This window comes from Sphaerisporangium siamense, assembly GCF_014205275.1.
Classification (GTDB): domain Bacteria; phylum Actinomycetota; class Actinomycetes; order Streptosporangiales; family Streptosporangiaceae; genus Sphaerisporangium; species Sphaerisporangium siamense.
Genome location: NZ_JACHND010000001.1, coordinates 2,760,178 through 2,780,424 on the forward strand (window position 1 = coordinate 2,760,178; position 20,247 = coordinate 2,780,424).

General features: G+C 73.6%; 13 protein-coding genes. 6 read left to right on the forward strand and 7 right to left on the reverse strand.

Annotated elements, in window-relative coordinates; translation table 11 throughout:
- Positions 1 to 18 precede the first annotated feature (18 nt).
- Positions 19 to 2,247 carry a M4 family metallopeptidase gene (locus tag BJ982_RS12850; RefSeq protein ID WP_184879864.1) on the reverse strand — a complete coding sequence of 743 codons (2,229 nt, stop codon included), beginning with the start codon at positions 2,245 to 2,247 and terminating at the stop codon, positions 19 to 21.
- A 465-nt stretch (positions 2,248 to 2,712) separates the two neighbouring features.
- Here BJ982_RS12850 and BJ982_RS12855 point away from each other — a divergent pair, with 465 nt between their 5' ends.
- Both BJ982_RS12855 and BJ982_RS12860 read left to right on the forward strand, forming a co-directional pair.
- Positions 2,713 to 3,579 carry a GNAT family N-acetyltransferase gene (locus tag BJ982_RS12855; protein WP_184879866.1) on the forward strand — a complete coding sequence of 289 codons (867 nt, stop codon included), beginning with the start codon at positions 2,713 to 2,715 and terminating at the stop codon, positions 3,577 to 3,579.
- Between the two features lie 5 nt (positions 3,580 to 3,584).
- Positions 3,585 to 5,108: an aminotransferase-like domain-containing protein gene (locus BJ982_RS12860; protein ID WP_184879868.1), complete on the forward strand. Its 1,524-nt coding sequence runs from the start codon at positions 3,585 to 3,587 to the stop codon at positions 5,106 to 5,108.
- On the opposite strand, the gene BJ982_RS12865 is transcribed toward BJ982_RS12860, so the two are convergent.
- Positions 5,044 to 5,991: a DMT family transporter gene (locus BJ982_RS12865; RefSeq protein WP_239123072.1), complete on the reverse strand. Its 948-nt coding sequence runs from the start codon at positions 5,989 to 5,991 to the stop codon at positions 5,044 to 5,046. The genes BJ982_RS12860 and BJ982_RS12865 overlap by 65 nt on opposite strands.
- Positions 5,992 to 6,232: 241 nt before the next feature.
- Between BJ982_RS12865 and BJ982_RS12870 the strand changes: the two genes are divergently transcribed.
- Together BJ982_RS12870 and BJ982_RS12875 are read left to right on the forward strand one after the other, a co-directional pair.
- A complete protein-coding gene (locus BJ982_RS12870; protein ID WP_239123071.1) occupies positions 6,233 to 9,448 on the forward strand; it encodes an ATP-dependent helicase in 3,216 nt (1,071 codons plus the stop codon).
- 44 nt (positions 9,449 to 9,492) lie between these two features.
- On the forward strand, positions 9,493 to 12,786 hold the full coding sequence (locus BJ982_RS12875) for an ATP-dependent helicase (RefSeq protein ID WP_184888765.1): 3,294 nt from the start codon (positions 9,493 to 9,495) through the stop codon (positions 12,784 to 12,786).
- Positions 12,787 to 12,801: 15 nt separating this feature from the next.
- Here the strand turns inward: BJ982_RS12875 and BJ982_RS12880 are convergent, their stop codons facing one another.
- The 5 genes from BJ982_RS12880 to BJ982_RS12900 form a co-directional block, all read right to left on the reverse strand.
- On the reverse strand, positions 12,802 to 14,025 hold the full coding sequence (locus BJ982_RS12880; protein ID WP_239123070.1) for an alpha/beta hydrolase family protein: 1,224 nt from the start codon (positions 14,023 to 14,025) through the stop codon (positions 12,802 to 12,804).
- Between the two features lie 42 nt (positions 14,026 to 14,067).
- Positions 14,068 to 15,081 (reverse strand): ABC-2 membrane transporter-related protein, encoded by a 1,014-nt coding sequence (locus tag BJ982_RS12885; protein WP_184879870.1) that lies wholly within the window; start codon positions 15,079 to 15,081, stop codon positions 14,068 to 14,070.
- Positions 15,078 to 15,971: an ABC transporter ATP-binding protein gene (locus tag BJ982_RS12890; RefSeq protein ID WP_184879872.1), complete on the reverse strand. Its 894-nt coding sequence runs from the start codon at positions 15,969 to 15,971 to the stop codon at positions 15,078 to 15,080. The genes BJ982_RS12885 and BJ982_RS12890 overlap by 4 nt, the downstream gene beginning before the upstream one ends.
- On the reverse strand, positions 15,968 to 16,372 hold the full coding sequence (locus BJ982_RS12895; protein ID WP_184879874.1) for a GntR family transcriptional regulator: 405 nt from the start codon (positions 16,370 to 16,372) through the stop codon (positions 15,968 to 15,970). The genes BJ982_RS12890 and BJ982_RS12895 overlap by 4 nt, the downstream gene beginning before the upstream one ends.
- 198 nt (positions 16,373 to 16,570) lie before the next feature.
- Complete coding sequence (locus BJ982_RS12900; protein ID WP_275411703.1) at positions 16,571 to 18,073, reverse strand: aldehyde dehydrogenase family protein; 1,503 nt, start codon at positions 18,071 to 18,073, stop codon at positions 16,571 to 16,573.
- Between the two features lie 223 nt (positions 18,074 to 18,296).
- On the opposite strand from BJ982_RS12900, the gene BJ982_RS12905 reads away from it, so the two are divergent.
- A complete protein-coding gene (locus tag BJ982_RS12905) occupies positions 18,297 to 19,283 on the forward strand; it encodes an AraC-like ligand-binding domain-containing protein (protein ID WP_184879876.1) in 987 nt (328 codons plus the stop codon).
- A 138-nt stretch (positions 19,284 to 19,421) separates the two neighbouring features.
- A complete protein-coding gene (locus BJ982_RS12910) occupies positions 19,422 to 20,243 on the forward strand; it encodes an SDR family NAD(P)-dependent oxidoreductase (protein WP_184888771.1) in 822 nt (273 codons plus the stop codon).
- Positions 20,244 to 20,247: the final 4 nt, after the last annotated feature.

Below are 20,247 nucleotides of genomic sequence, written 5' to 3' on the forward strand. Positions count from 1 at the left end.
AGGCGGTCATGCCTCGGCTCAGACGGTGATCTTCCAACTGTCCAGGAAACCGGTGTCCTGGGAGTAGTTGTCGGTCACCTGCAGTGTCCATGTTCCGGACGCCTGCTGACTGACTGGAACCGAGTAGGTGCGGGTGCCGAAGGAGGTGCAGGACCCGGTACCGACGCTCTTGACGGTGTAGTAGGTCCCGCTCGGGCCGCGCAGGCGGATCGAGAGGTCCTCGGCGCAGGTGTGCGAGATCGTCACGCTCAGCTGGACCGGCGAGACGGCGGTGCCGCTCGCGGTCGAGGTGACCGGACTGTTGATGGTCGAGTAGTCGTTGATGGTGAAGTTGGTGTCGTTGGTGAACGTCCGGCCGCCGGTGGTCCCCACGTTCAGCGTGTAGGTCGCCGTGTGGCTGGGGGCGCCGGTGCCGTTGCCGGTGCCCTTGACGACGATCTGGTAGCTGCCGTTGGGCGTGGACGCCGAGGTGGCGATGGTCAGCGTCGAGGAGCCGCCCGAGGTCACCGAGGTCGGGTTGAAGGTCGCGGTCGCGCCGGACGGCAGCCCGGTGGCGGTGAGGGCGACGGTCTGCGTGGCGCCGGAGGTCGTCTGCGTGGCGACGGTGGTGGTCGCCGAGCCGCCCGCGGTGACGTTCCCGGAGGTCGGGTTGAGCGTCAGGGAGAAGTCCTGGCCGGGGTTGCTGGTGCAGGCCGCCTCACCCGTCTGGGCGGGCACCTGGACGGCGTTCCAGGCGGCCTTGGTGGCGGCGCACTCGGGGCTGCCGGCGCCGTACAGTTCCACGGCCGCGGCCAGCGAGGCGGTGCGGATGTTGACGTACCGCCAGCTGGAGGTCTTCCGCTGCAGCGCGCCCATGTAGATCTTGCCGGCCTTCTGGATGCTGATGCCGGTCAGCGAGGACGGGCCGGTGCAGACCGGGCTGTTCGGCTTGCCGCCGCCGGGGTTGGTGCCCTCGGCGAGCAGGTAGAACCAGTGGTTCAGCGGGCCCGCCGCCGAGTGGACCTCGGTGCTCGGGATCTGCGAGCTGTAGCAGTTCGGGTCGCCGTTGGTCTGCGGGTTGTACATGTACCGGATCGGGCCGGAGCCGACCAGGTTGACCTCCTCGCCGACCTGGTAGTCCGGCGGGTCGTTCGGGTTGTTGGCGTACGCCTCGGTCAGCGCGCCGAAGATGTCGCCGGTGCCCTCGTTGATGCCGCCGTTCTCGTTGCCGGAGCCGGCGCCGCCCGGGGTGGTCTGGAAGATGGCGTGGCCGTACTCGTGCGCCACCACGTCGATCGGCGTGGCCTGGCGCTGGTTGTCCTGGCTGTGGCCGAAGTTGGTGTAGCTGCCGTTCCAGAACGCGTTGACGTCGGCGAGGCCGACGCGGGCCGGGAAGCCGCCGCCGCTGCCGTTGATGCCGTTGCGGTTCAGCCAGTCGCGGAGCATGTCCCACTCGCGCTGCACCGCGTACAGGGCGTCGACGCAGGCGGTCTCCAGGTTCGTGCCGGACCCGGTGCCCCAGGAGTCGGTGCTCTTGGTGTAGGCGGAGCCGTTCTGGCCGCCGCAGCGGATGCCGCTGCGCGTGGTGTCGGTCATCGAGTACGAGCTGCCGGAGCCGCTCGTCTGGATGGTGACCTGGCCGTTGTAGTAGCCGTTGCCCGTGCCGGCGCGCACCTCGTCGTAGGAGTCGGCGATCTCGCCGGTGCGGGCGTCCACGAAGACGTGCTGGACGCTGGGCTTGCCGGAGGCGATGCCCGCGACCGTGGCCTCCCAGGCCAGGCGGTGCTGACCGCCCCAGGCCAGCACGACGAGGCGGGGCGCGCGGCTGTCGTCCACCCGGTCCAGCCGGGTCTTCGCGGTCTCCAGCGCCTTGTCGGCGCTGACCGTGGCCTTGGTGGCCAGGCCGGTGGTGGCGCCGCTCGCGGAGACGGTGTCCTTGACCCGGCCGGCCGAGTCGGTGACCACGACCGCGTCTCCGCCGATCACGGGCAGGCCCTTGTAGGTCCGCTCGTAGGTCGCGTAGAACGAGCCGCCCACGCCGGGTGTCACGGCGGTGCGGCGGAACACCTCGTCGGCGCCTCTGCGGAGGTCGTCCAACTGGCTGGCCACGGCCTTGTCGGCCGCCGAGGTGGCGAGCTGGAGGGGGTCGGCGGCCAGGGGGGTGGCCGTGAACCCGGGTGGGGGCTTGGCGGCTGCGGGGGTCGCGGGCGCCGCGACGGCCACGACGGCCAGACCTGCGGTGACCGCGAACAGAGCTCTGCGCCTCATGCGCGAATTCCTTTCTGTGCCTCCCGGAGCCCGCGTGTTTCGCCGTGTACGCGGGCAGCGGTCGTCACGACGCCGGACGTCGTCGGCCGGCGAGTGAATGGATCTTGGGGGGTGATGAGACAGAGACGATGCGCGTCCGCCGGGTTTGTTTGGGGGGTGAACGGCCGAGGCGGGCCGTGGCCGGCGGAGTGAATCCGGGTGGAGTGGCTGTCAGGGCGGGGGGTTGGGGGGTGTCTCCACAGCGTTCCTTACTCCGCTCACGCGGCCGGGTGAACTCGCTTGTGCGAGACGCTAGGGGTCGCCTACGGATCTGAACATCCGTAGAGGCATCCGTACATGTACGGAAAAATGGATTGAACGTAGGTCAACAACGGGGTGCTAATTGAGTGGATGTATCGCTTGATGTGGTCAAAGATGCGGAGCGGCAGGGTCCGTAGGGCCCGGGCCGTGTCACCGGGGGTGCGTGTGATCGATCCGAGGGACCGGCCGGACGTCGCGGACATGCCCGTCCGCAGGCTCGGAGTCGACGACCTGCGCGACTGCCTGCTCCTCGCCATCGACAGGAAGTGGCTGCCTGAGGAGGCCAAGTGGCGGCTGCTGTTCGAGGTCGGCGAGGTCTACGGCATCGACGCCCCCGAGGGCGGCCTCGCGGGCACCGTCGTGCTCGCCCGCTACGGGCCCCGCCTCGGCGCGGTCAGCATGGTCCTGGTGGCCACCCGGTACGGCCGCATGGGGCTCGGCCACCGGCTCATGCGCCACCTCATCCGCCAGGCCGGCGGCGCCACGCTGTTCCTGACGGCCACCGAGTACGGCAGAGGGCTGTACGAGAAGCTCGGCTTCACCGCGGCCGGCACGGTCGTCACCCACATCGGGCACCTGCGGCCCGAACCGGAGGACTTCAAGCAGGACGGCATCCGCCCCGCCCGCGAGGCCGACCTGGCGGCGATCGGCCGCCTGGACCTGCGCGCCTCCGGCGCGCCGCGCGCCGAGGTCATCCGCCGCCTGCCGCGCTTCGCCGAGCGGACCCGCGTCGCCGAGCGCGCCGGCGCGGTCACCGGCTTCGGCGCCGCGTGGCGCAACGTCGACAACGTCGTCGTCGGACCGGTGATCGCCGCGAGCACGGCCATGGCGCGTGCCCTCATCGCCGAGTTGACCGCCGACCTGCACGGCCCGGTGCGCCTGGACGTCGACACCCGGCACCACGCCCTGGCCGGCTGGATCGCCGCCCGCGGCGCCGCCCCTGCCTTCAGCACCACGCTGATGACCTTCGGCGGGGACCTGCCCGGCGACCGCGCCCGCCTGTACACGCCCGTCATGCAGGCCCTCGGCTGAACGCCATGGACTCCGCACCACGCCCCCGCCGTCCGGACGCCCCCGAGCTGCCGGAGGCCGAGGTGATCGCCGCCTTCGGCGACTGGGCCACCGGCACGGGCCCCCTCTACCGGCGCCTGGCCGACGGCGTCCGCCGGGCCATCGAGGGCGGTGCCCTGCCGCCCGGCCAGCGCGTCCCCGCGGAACGGCAGCTCGCCGCGAGCCTTCACCTCAGCCGCACCACGGTCGTGGCCGCCTACGACGTCCTGCGCGAGGCCGGGCTGATCGAGAGCCGGACCGGCAGCGGCACGCGCGTCGCCGCGAACGTCCGGACGCGCCGCGACGTCACCGACGGGCGCGTGCCCGGCGGCAAGGCGTCCTCGATCTATCAGCGGCTCATCGACGGGCCCGCCCAGGTGATCTCGCTGACCCGCTCCGCCGAGGGCGCGGTCCCCGAGCTGGCGCAGGCTCTGCGCGAGCTGGCCGCGGGCGACCTGTCCGCCGCCTTCGACGAGCCGGGCTACCACCCCTCCGGGCTGCCCGCGCTGCGCGAGGCCGTCGCGGCCTACCTGACCGGCACCGGCCTGCCCACCACGCCCGGCCAGGTGCTCGTCACGACCGGCTCGCACCAGGCGCTCGTCCTGGTCTCCGAGCTGTACCTGCGGCAGGGGAGCACCGCGCTGGCCGAGTCCCCGGGCTGGGCCTGCTGCCTGGACGTGTACCGCGCGCGGGGCGCCCACGTCGTGACGGTCCCCATCGACGACGACGGGCCGGACGTGACCGCCATGGCGGCGGCGTTCGCCGACCGCAGGCCGGACCTGGTGTACCTGATGCCGACCTTCCACAACCCCACGGGCGTGCTCACCTCCGCCTCGCGCAGGCGCGCCATCGCCGAGCTGTCCGCCCGGCACGAGGTGCCGATCCTGGAGGACAACGCCTACATCGCCCACACCGGCCAGGGCGACACGCCGCTGCTGCTCGCCGCCTACGCCCCCGCCGGCGCGGAGGTGCTGTCGGCGGGGTCACTGGCCAAGGTGGTCTGGGCGGGGCTGCGCATCGGCTGGGTGCGCGGGCCCTTGGAGATCATCGAGCGGCTGGCCCGCAGGAAGGCGCTCGCCGACCTCGGCAGCCCGGTCATCGACCAGATGCTCGCGGCCAGGCTCCTGCCGCGGCTCGCCGAGATCCAGGCCGCGAGGAACCCGGTGCGCGACGAGCGCCTGGCGTACGCGGAGAAGCTGCTGCGCGAACGCCTGCCGTCCTGGTCCTGGCGCCGCCCGGCGGGCGGCAGCGGCCTGTGGATCGAACTGCCCGGCGCCGACGCCGCCGAGTTCTCCCACGTGGCCCTGCGCCACGGTGTGGAGGTCGTGCCCGGCGCGATCACCGACCCCACCGGCCGCCACGACCACTACCTGCGGCTGCCGTTCACCTTCCGTGAGGACGTCCTCGACGGGCTGGTGGAGCGCCTGGCCGGGGCCTGGGCGGAGTTCACGCGGCGGGGGCCCACGGCGTGGGACGGCGGGGGCGCAGGCCCAGCAGCAGGCCCGCGATGACCAGGGCCGCGCCGAGCAGGTCGGCGGGCGCGGGATGGCCGGTGCCGAGCACCAGCCCGCAGACGATGGCGCCGATGGGCAGGAAACCGGAGAACAGCCCCGCCCGGTCGGGGCCGAGCCGGGGCAGGGCGTCGTACCAGCAGAAGAACGCCACCGCCGTCACCACCACGGCCAGGTAGGCCAGCGCCGCGGCCTCGGGCACGGTCGGCACGCGCAGCGCGTCCCGCCCGTCGGCGACCAGGCCGGTGACCAGCAGCAGCGGCACCGCCGCCAGCGTCGCGTACGCCGACACCCGCATGGCGCCGAGCCGGGGCAGCAGCGGCACGGCGAGCAGCGAGAACGCGACCTCGCAGGCGAGCGCGCCGAGCGCGAGCAGCAGGCCGAGCGGCGTGCCGCCGCCGAGCCCGGTGGCCAGGGCCGCGCCGCCCGCCACCACCAGCGCGGCCAGGACGATGGACGGGGTCGGCCGCCGCCGCTCCATCAGCGGCCCGGCCAGGGCCAGCACGATCGGGACCGTCGCCACGATCGTGCCGACCGTGGCGGGGCCGGCGTACCGGGTGGCCTCGATCACGAAGACGTTGAAGGCGCCGAGCCCGGTGACGGCCAGCAGCGCCACGAGCGCCAGCTCGCGCCGGTCCAGCCGCAGGTGCGGCGTCCCGCGCGCCCGCATGACCAGCAGCAGGACCAGCCCGCCCGCCGCGTACCGCAGGGCCTGGCCGCCGTAGACGGGGTAGTGGTGCAGCGCGGGCGACACCGCGGTCAGCGTGCCGACCAGGAACATCGCGGCCGCCGCTCCGGCCGCCCCGCGCGCCCGGCCCGGCGACGCCCAGCTCAGCCCGCGCCGGCCCGTCGCCTGCGCCGTCTCGTCCATGGTCATCGACATGTGTCCTCCCTGTGCGGTACGGACGTCATGCTCGCAAGGTGATCAAGAAGGGGACAGGGCCAATCCCGCCGTAAACGGACCTGAACCGCGAAGGTATGGGCGTGTCGTTGCCCGGTGTGGCGCCATGAGGCCGATAACCTGCTCTGTCACCCGGCTCCATCAGCCGAGACGAAGATTCCCGGCCGGGTCTCGCGGCCGAGTCGGCACGATCTACGGGTGTGGTCTGGTGGAATAGCGTGTTGTGAGTGGTCAGACCTACCGGCTGGTGCGCAGGGGGAGCCCGGGGCGTGCGGTGGCCCCCGTGCTGGACGAACGCCAGCGCGCGGTCGTCACCCACCAGGGAGGGCCGCTGCTCGTGCTGGCCGGCCCGGGAACCGGCAAGACCACCACGATCGTCGAGAGCATCGTCGAGCGGGTCGAGCGGCGCGGCGTCGATCCCGAGCGGGTGCTGGTGCTGACCTTCAGCCGCAAGGCCGCCCAAGAGCTGCGCGAGCGTATCACCGCCCGCCTGCGCCGCACCACGAGAACGCCCCTCGCGCTCACCTTCCACAGCTACGCCTACGCGCTGCTGCGCCGCGAGGCCGTCCTCGCCGGCGAGACGCCGCCGCGCCTGCTGACCGGCCCGGAGGACCTGCTGGAGGTCCGCCGCCTGCTGCACGGCGACCTGGAGGACGGCGCCCGCGACTGGCCGTCCAGCCTGCGCGAGGCCCTGAAGACCCGCGGCTTCTCCGAAGAGCTGCGCGACTTCCTGGCCAGGGCCAACGAGCGCGGCCTCGACGGTCCCGACCTGGTGGTGCTCGGCCGCGAGCATGGCCGGGCCGACTGGGTGGCCGCGGGCCGCTTCGCCGCCCGGTACAACGACCGCTTCGACCTCGACCCCACCCCCACCCTCGACTACTCCGAGCTGATCCACGCGGGCGCGGGCCTGCTCGCCGACCCCGAGGTGCGCCGCCGCGAGCGCGCCGCCTACGACGTCGTCTACGTGGACGAGTACCAGGACACCGACCCCGCCCAGGACCACCTGCTCGGCCTGCTCGCCGGCGACGGCCGCGACCTGATCGCCGTCGGCGACCCCGACCAGTCGATCTACGGCTTCCGCGGCGCCGACGTCCGCAACATCCTCACCTTCCCCGAGCGCTTCCGCACGACCACCGGCGACGAGGCGTCGGTCGTCGCCCTGCGCGTGTGCCGCCGCAGCGGCGCCGACCTGCTGGCCGCCTCCCGCCGCGTGGCCGCCCGCCTGCCCGTCCCGCCGAGCCCCGGCCGGGGCTCGCGTCCCCACCCCGAGAGCCACCGCGACCTGCTCGCCGTCGACACCGCCGACCCCGGTGAGGTGCGCGTCCTGCTCGCCGACAGCGAGAGCCAGGAGGCCGCGGTCGTGGCCGACACCCTGCGCCGCGCCCACCTGCTGGAGGGCGTCCCCTGGTCGCGCATGGCCGTGCTCGTCCGCTCGGCCACCCGCCAGGTCCCCATGCTGCGCCGCGCCCTGCTCAGCGCCGGCGTCCCGGTCGTCGTGGCGGGTGACGGGCCCCCGCTGATCCAGGAGCCCGGCGTGCGGCCGCTGGCGACCCTGCTGCGCGTCGCGCTGCGCCCGGAGACGCTGGACGTCACCACCGCGGAGGAACTGCTCACCGGCCCGCTGGGCGCCACGGACGCGATCGGCGTGCGCCGCCTGCGCCGCGCCCTGCGCGTGGCCGAGCTGGCGGCCGCGGCCGTCGAGTCCGGCGAGCCCGCGCCGCCGCCGCGGTCCTCCGACGAGCTGCTGGTCGCCGCCGTGCAGGACGTCCGCGAGCTGGTCTCGATCGAGCCGCACGTCGCCTCCTGCGCCGAGCGCGTCGCCGCGCTGATCAAGGTCGCGCGCGAGTCGGCCGCGCGCGGCGACACCGCGGAAGAGGCCCTGTGGGCGGTCTGGCAGGCGTCCGGGCTGCCCGAGCGCTGGACGGACGCCAGCGTGGCCGGCGGCCCGCGCGGCGGGCAGGCCGACCGCGACCTCGACGCCGTGGTGGCGCTGTTCGACCACGCCGCCCGCTTCGTCGACCGCCTGCCCCACGCCGGGCTCGGCGTCTTCCTCGACGACCTGGCGTCCCAGGAGATCGCGGGCAACACCCTCGCCGCGCACGCGCCGGACGGCGACGTCGTGCAGATCCTCACCGCCCACCGCGCCAAAGGCCTCGAATGGGATGTCGTGGTGGTCGCGGGCGTCCAGGACGGGGTCTGGCCCGACCTTCGCCTGCGCGGCTCGCTGCTCGGCATCGAGCAGCTCGTCGAGCTGTCGGAGGGCTCGGCCCTGGACGGCGTGGACGCCGCGACCGCCGCGCTGGCCTCCAAGCTCCTCGCCGAGGAACGCCGCCTGTTCTACGTCGCCGTCACCCGCGCCCGCCGCCGCCTGGTGGTCACCGCCGTCGGCGGCGACGACACCGACGAGCGGCCCTCGCGCTTCCTGTCCGAGCTGCTGCCCGGCGCGGTCGAGCAGGCCACCGTGGACGAGCGCGCCCGCTGGCTGAGCATGTCCGCGCTGGTCGCCGACCTGCGCGCCGCCGTGTGCGACCCCTCGCGCCCCGAGTCCATGCGCAGGGCCGCCGCGCGCCACCTCGCCCGCCTGGCCCGCGCCGGCGTCCCCGGCGCCCACCCCGACGAGTGGTACGCCCTCACGCCCATCTCCGACGACCGTCCCCTCACCTGGCCGGACGGCATCGTCCGCGTCTCGCCGTCCGCGGTCGAGAGCTTCACCAAGTGCGGCCTGCGCTGGCTGCTCGAAACCGCCGTCGGCGCGTCCGGCACCGACGCCTCGCGCAGCCTCGGCTCGGTCATCCACGCCGTCGCCGTCCTCGCCGCCGCCGGGCAGGAAGGCGACACGCTCGGCAAACGGCTGGACGAGGTCTGGGAGGAACTGGACTTCGGCGGCCTGTGGTTCAGCCGCAAGCAGCGCACCGTCGCCGAGCAGATGGTCTCCCGGTTCCTCACCTGGCACGAGCGCAACCCGCGCGAGCTCGTCGCCGTCGAGGAGGCGTTCACGGCCATGCTGTCGGAGAACGTCCAGATCAAGGGCCGCGTCGACCGGGTCGAGCGCGACGGCGACGGCCGCGCGGTGATCATCGACCTCAAGACCGGCACCACCAAGCCCTCCGACCACGACCTCGCCCGCCACCCGCAGCTCGGCGTCTACCAGCTCGCCGCCCTGCTCGGCGCGTTCCAGCGGCACGGCCTCACCGAGCCGGGCGGCGCGGCCCTGGTGCAGCTCGGCAAGGCCGCGGGCACGAACGCCGCGCTCGCCCGCGAGCAGGGGCAGGGGGCGCTCGGCGACGACGCCGAGCCCGGCTGGGCCGGTGAGCTGGTCGACACCGTGGCCACCGGCATGTCCGCCCGGGTCTTCCGCGCCACGGTCAACGACGGCTGCCGCACCTGCGCGGCCAAGGCGAGCTGCCCGGTCAACGACGGCGGGGGCCAGGTTTGCTAGACGCTCCACGTCCGGCCCCCGGCGCCGAAGGGGTGCGTCCCGCCCTGATCGGCCCCGCCGAGCTCGCCGACAAGCTGGGCGTCCCGCCGCCCACCCCCGAGCAGGCCGCCGTCATCGAGGCGCCGCTCGGCCCCATGGTCGTGGTGGCCGGCGCGGGGTCGGGCAAGAGCGAGACCATGGCCGGGCGGGTGGTGTGGCTGGTCGCCAACGGCCTGGTCCGCCCCGAGCGCGTGCTCGGCCTCACCTTCACCCGCAAGGCCGCCGCCGAGCTGGCCGCCCGGGTGCGCAAGCGGCTCACCCGCCTCGCCGAGGTCGGCATGGCCCCGGCCGAGATGCTGGACGACGAGCCCACCGTCTCCACCTACCACGCCTACGCCGCCCGCCTGGTCACCGACCACGCGCTGCGCGAGGCGCTGGAGCCGACGATGCGGCTCGTCACGCCCGCCATCTCCTGGCAGATGGCCTCGCGCGTGGTCGGCCAGTACGACGGGCCCATGGACCGCGTGGACCTGGCCCCCTCCTCGGTCACGGCGGCGGTGCTGGAGCTCGCCGGCGAGATGGCCGAACACCTGCGCGCCCCCGGCGAGGTCCGCGAGATCGGCCGGTGGCTGCGGGAGCGCCTGGCCGTCGTCACCGGGCGCACCACGCTGCCCCAGCGCAGGCCGGTGCGCACCCAGGAGATCCGCGAGCAGCTCCTGCCGCTCGTCGAGGCCTACGACCGGCTCAAGCGCAGCCGCGAGGTCATCGACTACGGCGACCAGATGGCGCTGGCCGCGCGCATCGCCGACCGGCACCCCGAGGTCGGCATGGTCGAGCGCGGCCGGTTCTCGGTCGTCCTGCTCGACGAGTACCAGGACACCAGCCACGCCCAGCTCGTCCTGCTGCGCGCCCTGTTCGGCGGCGGCCACCCGGTGACCGCCGTCGGCGACCCCTGCCAGTCCATCTACGGCTGGCGCGGCGCATCCTCCGGCAACCTCAAGCGGTTCGTCCGCGACTTCCCCACCTCGGCGGGCGAGCCCGCGGACGTGCGCCGCCTCTCCGTCAGCTTCCGCAACGGCGAGAAGGTGCTGGACGTCGCGGCGCGCGTGCAGGTGCCCCTGCGCGCCGAGGCCCGCGAGGTCCCCGTGCTCACCCCCGGCGTCAACCGCGTCGGCCGCGGCCGGGTGCTGTGCGCCTTCCACGAGACCGCCGAGGACGAGGCCGCCTGGGTCGCCGACGGCGTGGCCCACCTGCTCGGCCACGAGGGCGCCCCCGACGGCCTGCCCTGGGGGGACGGCGAGCGCGACAAGCTGCGCGAGAAGGCCAAGGCGGGCGCCTGGGGCGGGGCGCAGGCCATCCAGCCGCAGGACGTCGCCATCCTCGCCCGCAAGCGCTCCCAGTTCCCCGCGCTGCGCCGCGCCCTGGAGGCCAGGGACATCCCCGTCGAGGTCGTCGGCCTCGGCGGCCTGCTCACCGTCCCCGAGGTCGCCGACGTCGTCGCCACCCTGCGCGTGCTGTACGAGCCCGCGGCGGGCGACTCGCTGGTCCGCCTGCTGGCGGGGCCGCGCTGGCGCATCGGCGTCGCCGACCTGAAGGTCCTCGGCGACCTCGCCCGCGAGCTCACCGTCTCCCAGCGCCAGGGCGCCGGCCCCGAGGACCCGCTGGAGCAGGTCGTCACGGACATGGCGGCCGAGCGCGGCTCGCTGGTCGACGCCCTGGACGAGCTGCCCGACCGTCCCGACTGGCTGGAGCCGTTCTCGCCGCTGGCCCGCGAGCGGCTGCCCCGCCTCGCGCAGGAACTGCGCGTCCTGCGCGCCCACGCCGGGCAGCCCCTGCCCGACCTCATCGCCGAGGTCGAGCGCCGCCTCGGCCTGGACGTCGAGGTCGCGTCCCGCGGCGGCGGCCCGCTCGCCGCCCGCGCCGACCTCGACGCCTTCCTCGACGCCGCCGCGCGGTTCGCCGGCGACGCCGAGGACCCGACGCTCGGCGCGTTCCTCGCCTACCTGCAGGCCGCCGAGACCGAGGAGTTCGGCCTGGAGGCCGGGCGCGTCGGCGAGACCAACAGCGTCAAGCTGATGACCGTCCACGCGTCCAAGGGCCTGGAGTGGCCGGTCGTGGTCGTGCCGGGGCTCTCCCAGGTCACCACGCAGGCGGGCGGGCTGGCCAAGGGCAGCGTGTTCCCCGCCACGCCCGCCACCAACTCCCGCTGGACCGAGAACGCGCGCAAGCTGCCGTACCCGTTGCGCGGCGACCGCTTCGACCTTCCCGTCCTCGAAGGGCTGGAGAAGGAGGACCTGGCCGCGTTCGACCAGAGCTGCCGCGAACGCGACCTGCTGGAGGAACGCCGCCTCGCCTACGTCGCGGTCACCCGGGCGCACTACCTGCTGATCGCCTCCGGCTACCGCTGGGGCTCGGCCGCGCGGCCCCTGGAACCGTCGGACTTCCTGCTGGAGGTCCGTGAGGCGTCCGGCCACGCCGCCGCCTGGGCGTCCGACCTCGAAGAGGGCGCCGTCAACCCGCTGCTCGCCGAGCCCGCCTCGGAGGAATGGCCGGCCACGCCCGGCGGGGCGCGGTACGAGGCCATCCGCGGCGGCGCCGACATGGTCATGGACGCGATCAACGGCGACGACTGGCTCGCCCCCGCCGACCCCACGCCGATGAAGGACTGGGAACAGGACCGGGTCCGCTCCTGGGCGCGCGACACCGAGCTGCTGCTGCGCGAGCGCGACCAGGCGCGGCGGCGCGGCGGCCACCTCGTCGAGCTGCCCGCGCGGCTCACCGTCTCGTCCCTGGTCACGCTCGCCACCGATCCCGCCGCGCTGGCCCGGCAGATCCGCCGCCCGCTGCCGCACCGGCCCGCGCCGCTGGCCCGCCGCGGCACCGCCTTCCACCGCTGGCTGGAGAACCGCTGGGACCAGCAGCGCCTCATCGACGACATGGAGCTGCCCGGCGCCGCCGACGAGCTGTCCCCGGCGGACCTCCAGCTCGCCGAGCTGCGGGACCGGTTCGAGCAGAGCCGGTGGGCGTCCATGGAGCCGATCGACCTGGAGATCCCGTTCGAGACGGTCATCGCCGACCGCGTGGTGCGCGGACGCATGGACGCGGTCTTCCCCGAGGGCGACGGCTACGTGATCGTGGACTGGAAGACCGGCGAGCCGCCCCGCGGCCGGGGCGCCCGCGCCGCCACCGTCCAGCTCGCCGCCTACCGCCTCGCCTGGTCCCACCTGTCCGGCGCGCCGTTGTCCAAGGTGAGCGCCGCCTTCCACTACGTCCGCGCCAACGAGACGATCCGCCCGGCGGACCTCCTCGACGCCAACGGCCTGATGAGGCTCATCGAGTCCGTCCCCGAGGACACGTGAGCCGCGGCCGGCCCGCTACGCGCAGGTCTTGGTCTCCGGGGCGCAGAACTTGACCTCGGGGTACTCCGAGGACGGCGCGTCCAGCAGGGGCTGGGGGACGCCGCGCAGGTGCCGGTCCAGGAAGGCGCGGACGTACCTGCGGGTGATCTCCATCGAGCGCGACCCCTTCAGCTCGTAGCCGAGGTCGACGCCGAGCTGCTCGGCCACGATGAGCGGGATGTCCGTGAAGCTCTGGTGACCGGCGCCCGCGACGACGAGCCAGCGCTTCCAGCCGTGCAGCAGTGCCCAGTCACGGTCCCACCGGGTGTCCTGTCCCGGACTGTGGTGCTGCTGGGCGCCGAGGAACAGGAACGGTCGCGTCAGCCCGTTCTCCGGCAGGGTCGCGTACGTCGTGCCGTCCATGTCGATCGCGGCCCGCACCCGGGGCTCCTTGGCGAGGGCCCCGAGGGCGCCGGCACCCCCGATGGACTGGCCGACCATCGCGATGCGGGACCGGTCGATCAGCGACGCGCCCTTCCACTTCGGATGGCGTCCGGTGAGCTCGTCGAGCACGAAGGACACGTCGGCGGCCCGGACCTCGACAGTCTTCGGGCCGAAGTCCTCGCGGTCGTCGAACTCGCACGCGGCGCAGGTGGCGATCCGCCCGTCGGGGAACGTCGTGGCGTAGTTCTCGTAGGTGTGGTCGATCGCGGCGACGACGTAGCCGTGACTGGCCAGGTCCTCGGCCAGGCCGCTGAGCGTGGCGCGGGGCTTGGTGAACCCGGGCGAGAGCACCACGAGGGGCAGGCCGTGCCCGCGTCCGGCCGGTTTCACGTCGGTGAAGGAGTTGGTACGCGTCGTGCTGAGCACGTCGAACGGCAGGGTGGTGATCCGTCCCCCCTTGAGGTGGAGCTCCGACTCTTTCGCGGTCAGGTAGGACGCCCGCTGCCGGCCCTTCCTCGCCGCCGGGTACCACAGGGTGACCATCAGTTCCCTGGCCTTCTCCGTGGGCACCCACGGGTCGGGGCGCGAGGTGTCCTTCAGGTACAGCGTGGTGGAGCCGACCGGACGGGGGCCGGTCGGGTCGGGCAGGTACGGCGTCGTGACCGGCGCGACCGTGGCGCGCGCGGTCGCCGGTAAGGGGGCGGCCGCCGCCGGGGCGAGGGGCAGAGGAGAGACCGCGGCCGTGAGGGCGAGCAGCCCGGCCATGGCGACCCGGCCGCCGCGCGGCACCGGACGCGTCGTGAGGGCATGAGTCATGGAAACTCCGTCCTTTCGGATATGTCGGATAATTCGGGGAGGTCAGGAGACGTGCCGGCGGATCCGCCGGAAGCAGACGCCCGCCAGGCCGAGGGCGAGGACGGCGTAGATCCCGAACTCGATCCATTGGAACGGCCAGAAGCGGCTGATGGGGTGGTAGGTCAGTTCCAGGCGGTACCCGAGGCGGGTCATCTCGGCGAAGCACCTGCCCAGTCCGGCGGGGGACGGCGCGCAGGGGCCCGAGGACGCGGCCAGAGGGATCGAATCGACGTGGCGGCCGGACCCGTCGAGGGTCCGGTTGGACAACACCCACGCGCCCGCCTCGGGTGACTTCCCTTCCACGTCGATGGGACCGTCGCGACGGCCCCGGAACTCGCCGACAGTGGACTCGCTGATCTGGACGACCTTGCGGACGGGCGTGAGCAGGTGCGGCCGGACCAGCGTGGGCATGACGAGCTGCACGACGGTGAAGAGGGCCAGGGTGAGGGCCATGGCGGCGACCGTGCGCCGCACGAACATCCCGGCGGTCACGCCCAGCGTGAAGGCGAAGACGGCGTACCCGATCGGGGCGACGCCGCGCTCGCCGAACAGCAGCGGCGTCATCCGCGTGACGTCCTCGCCGAGGCCGTCGAGAGGGCCGGCCCACCAGGTCGCGGCGAGGCCGGTCACTCCCGCGGTGACCATGGCGGCCAGGCCGACGAAGGCGAGCTTGACCGCCAGCCACCGGGTGCGGGTGACGCTCTGGTTCCACACCAGGCGGTGCGTGCCGGCCTCGATCTCCCGGGTGATCAGCGGCGCTCCCCAGAAGAGCCCGATCAGGGCGGGGACGACCAGCACGACCGCGTTGACGGTGAGGAAGATGCCTTCGTGATCGCCGGCGAAGGCGCGCAGGAAGGCCGCGCAGCCGCCGGGATCCGGCCCGCAGGTGGCGAGCCCCGAGGTGTACGCGCCGGCGATGCCGGGACCGGTGAGGCCGAGCACGGCGGCGAGCACGGCCAGGGCGGCGCCCGCCATCATGGCCGCGGCGCGGAACTGACGCCAGGTCAACCAGATCATCGCTGGACCTCCAGGGCCGGGCGTGCGGACCTGTCATGGGCCCGCGTGCTCATGTAGGCGAGGACGAGGTCCTCAAGGCCGACCTGACTGACGGTCCAGGAGGGGTCGTGGATCGGGGCGTCGGTGCGGATGGTCAGTGTGGTCTGCCGGTCGGTGTGGCTGGCCGCGACGACGTGCTGGCCGGCCGGAAGCCGGTCGGGGTCGCGGCGGGCGCCGGTGAGCCGGTGGTGGGTGGACAGCAGCTCCTCGACCTCGCCGGCCACCCGCACGCGGGAGTCGACGAGCACGATCAGGTAGTCGCAGGCCCGTTCCAGGTCGCTGATCAGGTGTGAGGAGAACAGCACGCTCAGCTCGTGCTCGGCGGCGGCCTCCATCAGCCCTTGCATGAACTCGCGGCGCGCCAGCGGGTCCAGCGCGGCGACGGGCTCGTCCAGGATCAGCAGGTCGGGGCGTTTGGCGATGCCGAGGGTGAGGGCGAGCTGGGCGCGCTGCCCGCCCGACATCTTCCCGGCCCGGCGGTCGGGGTCGAGGCCGAGCCGGGCGAGACGGTCGCGCGCCAGCGCGTCGTCCCAGCGAGGGTTGAGCCGCGCGCCGAGCCGCAGGTGCTCGGCGACGGTCAGCCCGGCGTAGGTCGGGGTGTCCTGGGCGACGAACCCGACCTTGGCGAGCTGCGCGGGGCCGTCTCCGGGGACGCCGCCGAGCACGCTGATGGCGCCCGCCGTGGGGGACAGGAGGCCGGCGGCCAGGTGGAGCAGGGTGGTCTTGCCCGCCCCGTTGGGGCCGACGAGGCCCACCACGTGCCCGGCCGGGATGTCGAGGTCGCAGTCCGACAGTGCCCAGCGGCGCCCGTACTTCTTGCCCAGTCCCTCGGTGTGTAAGACGCTGGTCACGCTATGTCCTCCTGGGCGGCGGTGCGAAAGGTGGACGTGAACAGGGCCTCGATGCTCTCGTCGTCCAGACCGGCCCGGCGCGCCTTGGCGAGCCAGCGCCGCAGCTCCAGGCGCAGGGGGCCGTGCGCGGCCAGCGAGGCGTCGGTGAGCGTCGCGGTCACGAACGTGCCGACGCCCGGCCGCGCGGCCACCAGGCCCTCGTGCTCCAGCTCGCGGTAGGCCTTGAGCACCGTGTTCGGGTTGATCGCGAGCTGGGCCACGACCTCTTTCACCGTCGGCAGCCGGTCGCCCTCGCGGAGCAGACCGAGCCGCAGCGCCTGCCGGACCTGACGGGCGAGCTGTTGGTACGGCGACAGCCCCGACCGGTCGTCCAGATGGAACTCGATCACGACTTTCTCCATATATCTAGGATGCTAGTACAATAGCCCTATAGATAGATGGAGCGTCAATGACTCGCGAAGATCCCCGCGGCGGCCCCCGGAGCCGGACGGGACACTGGCGAAGGCGGACACGCGGAAACGCGGAAACGGCGAAGCGCCCGCGGTCGTCGCGGGCGCTTCGCCGTCGTTCAGAAGTGCCGGGGAGTGTTCGGGAGAGGGTCAGGAACGGGCGAGGTTGATGAAGACGCCCTTGACCTCGGTGTACACGTCGAGCGCGTAGGCGCCCATCTCGCGGCCGAAGCCGCTGCTCTTGAAGCCGCCCCACGGCGCCGCGGGGTCGGGGGTGTGCAGCATGTTGACGAACACGGCCCCGGCCTGGACGTCGGCGGCGAGCCGGTGGGCGGTCGTCAGGTCGTCGGTCCAGATGGACGCGGCCAGGCCGTACTCGCTGTCGTTCGCGCGCCCGGCGAGCTCCTCGGGGTCGTCGTAGGTGAGCACCGACATCACCGGGCCGAAGATCTCCTCGCGGGCGATGCTCATCTCGTCGGTGACGCCGGCGAACACGGTCGGCCGGTAGAAGTACCCGTTCGCGAGGGGGCCCTCCTCGCGCGCGCCGCCGGTCAGCAGGTCCGCGCCCGCGGCCACGCCTTCGCGCACGTAGCGGTCGACCCGCTCCAGGTGCTCCGCGCTGACCAGAGGCCCGGTCTCGGTGTCCGGCGCGATGCCCGGCCCCAGCACGACCTTGCCGGCCAGCGCGGCGGCCTTCTCCGTGAACTCGTCGGCGCGGCGGGCGTCGACGTAGAAGCGGGAGTAGGCGGCGCAGACCTGGCCGCTGTTGAACATCGCGCCCTGGACGCATCCGGCCACGGCGCGGTCGATGTCGGCGTCGGCGGCCACGATCACCGGGGTCTTGCCGCCGAGTTCGAGCGTGACGCGGGCCAGGTGGTCCGCGGAGGCGCGCAGGATGCTGCGCCCGACCTCGGTGGAGCCGGTGAACGACACCTTGTCCACGCCGGGGTGGGAGACCAGCGCCGCGCCGACGTCGGGGCCGCCGGTGAGCAGGTTGACCACGCCGGAGGGGACGCCGGCCTCCTCGCACAGCTCCATCAGCTTCAGCGCGGTGAGCGGCGTCTGCTCGGCCGGCTTGATCACGACCGTGTTGCCGCAGGCCAGCGCGGGCGCGAGCTTCCAGCTCAGGATCATCAGCGGGAAGTTCCACGGCGTGATCAGCGCGCACACGCCGACCGGCTCGCGCCGCGTGTAGTGCATGACGTCCGGCAGCGACACCGGGATCGTCGCGCCCTCGATCTTGGTGGTCCAGCCGGCGAAGTAGCGGAAGTGCTCGGCCGTCCCCGTGACCGAGATGTGCCGGGCGACGCCGAACGGCTGGCCCTGGTCGTGGGTCTCCAGGTGGGCGAGCTCGTCGGCGTTGGCCTCGATCAGGTCGGCGAGCCGCCACAGCAGGCGTCCGCGCGCCGACGGGGACATGCCCGACCACGCGGGGTCGTGCAGCGCCTGCCGGGCCGCGGCGATCGCGTCGTCGACGTCGGCCTTGCCCGCGGCGGCGACCAGGCCGATCTCCTCGCCGGTGGCGGGGTCCACGGTGGCGAACTCCCGGCCGTCCGACGCCGGGCGCCATGCCCCGCCGACGAAGAGCCGGCCTGGCCTGCGCAGCCGCGGGGTGCGTGCCGTGTCGTCCGGGATGTCGAGCATCATCGTCATGTGAAGAGGCCTGTTCTCGGGTGTGGGAGGTCGGTCCCAGCGTGGATCGGGCGTGGCGCGTGTCGCTAGTCCGGCAGCGCACTTTGCTTGCCTGAATGTGCTCAGGTCACGGCTGCGCATCAAGGGCTGTCCCAGCGCAGTCGCCTATGATTTCATATATGAATCGAAGGGTACGGCAGGTCGGCCGTGCCGGAGAGCACCGTTCGGTACGGAGGTGCGGGCCATGACCGTTCTGGTCCGGACGACCGATGTGGCGATGCGGGAACGCGAGGAACTCTGGCGGCACGCGGTCTCCCGATCCTTCGTCCCGCTCGACTTCGAGTTCCGCGGCGCCGACGCCTTCGCCGGCGAGATCGCCGGCGAGACGCTCGGCACCGTGATGGTCACCGAGGTGACCGCGGCGCCGCACCGCGCCGAGCGCACCGAGAAGCACATCGCCCGCTCCGACGAGGCCGGGTTCTACAAGCTGAGCCTCCCCACCAGCGGGCGCGTGCGGATCGCCCAGGACGGGCGCGAGGCCCCGCTGCTGCCCGGCGAGATCGCGATCTACGACACCAGCCGGCCCTACCAGGTCACCTTCGACGGCACCTGCCGGGTGATCATGGTCATGTTCCCGCACCGCGAGCTGCGCCTGCCCGGCAACGCGATGCGCGAGGTCACCGCCCGGCGGGTCTCCGGCAGGCGCGGGCTCGGCGGCGTGGTCTCGCCCATGCTGGTGAACCTGGCCGGCCACATCGACGAGGTCGGCGACTCCCACCCGATGCGGCTCGCCGACAACGTCGTCGACCTGATCGGCACGCTGTACGCCTCCCTGCTCGGCGAGCGCGCCGACGCCACCGACTCGATGCGCATGCTGCTCAACCGCGCCAAGATGTTCATCGCGCGGCACCTCGACGACCCCGCCCTCGGGCCCGAGGCGATCGCCGCGGCCTGCTACGTGTCCACCGGCTACCTGCACAAACTGTTCCGCGCCGAGGGCATGTCGGTGGGGCGCTACATCCGCGAGCGGCGCCTGGAGCAGTGCCGCCGCGACCTGCTCGACCCCGGCTCGCGTGAGATCGCCGTCAGCGCCATCGGCGCCCGCTGGGGCTTCGTCGACGCCGCGCACTTCAGCAGGGTGTTCAAGGCCAGCTACGGCCTCGCGCCGCGCGAGTACCGGCTCAGCCGGGACCTGGTCCCCTGCGAGCGGATGACCGCCGACGTCCTCTAGCGCCCCGGATCCGGACCTGGCGCCTTGACTCTGACTGTTCGCAACTTGTCGGCGAGTGCACCGATATGTGCCGAACCGTCGCGCCGCCCGGCACGCCTTCCCTACGGTTCCGGTAGGTCGACGGAGGGGCAGTACGTGATGGATCTTGGCCGGTTCTCGGGAAAGGTCGCGCTGGTCACCGGCGCGGGCACCGGCATCGGCGCCGCGGTGAGCAGGCGCCTGGTCGCGGAGGGCGCCGCGGTCGTGCTGTGCGGCAGGCGCGCGGCGCCGCTGCACGAGCTGGCGGGCGAGCTGGGCGACCGGGCGGCCGTCGTGTCCGGCGACGCCGCCGAGACCGCCGACGTCCGCGCCGCGGTCGCCGCGGCGGTGGACCGGTTCGGCGGGCTGGACGTGGTGGTCGCCAACGCGGGCGGGCACCGGCCGGGCACGGCGCTGGAGACCGGCGACGACGACTGGCACTACACCCTGCGGATCAACCTCGACACCGCGTTCGTCACCGTCCGCGAGGCGTTGCCGCGGCTCATGGAGCGCCGCGGCGCCGTGGTCGTGGTGTCCTCGATCGCCGGGCTGTTCGCCGGGCCGGGCGTCGCCGGCTACGTCACCACCAAGCACGCGCTCATCGGGCTGACCCGCTCGCTCGCGCGCGACTACGGCCGCCACGGCGTGCGCGTCAACGCGGTCTGCCCGGGCTGGGTGCGCACGCCGATGGCCGACGAGGAGATGGACGCGCTCGGCGAGATGCACGGCATCGACAGGGAGGCCGCGTACGCCCTCGCCACCAAGGACGTCCCGCTGCGGCGCGCGGCCGAGTCCGACGAGATCGCCTCCGTCGTCGCGTTCCTCGCGAGCCGCGACGCCTCGGCGATGACCGGCTCCGTGGTGGTGGCCGACTGCGGCGCCACCTGCGTCGACCTGCCCACCCTGGCCTTCGAGCCCCTGGACCCGGAGATCGCCCCGTGACGGC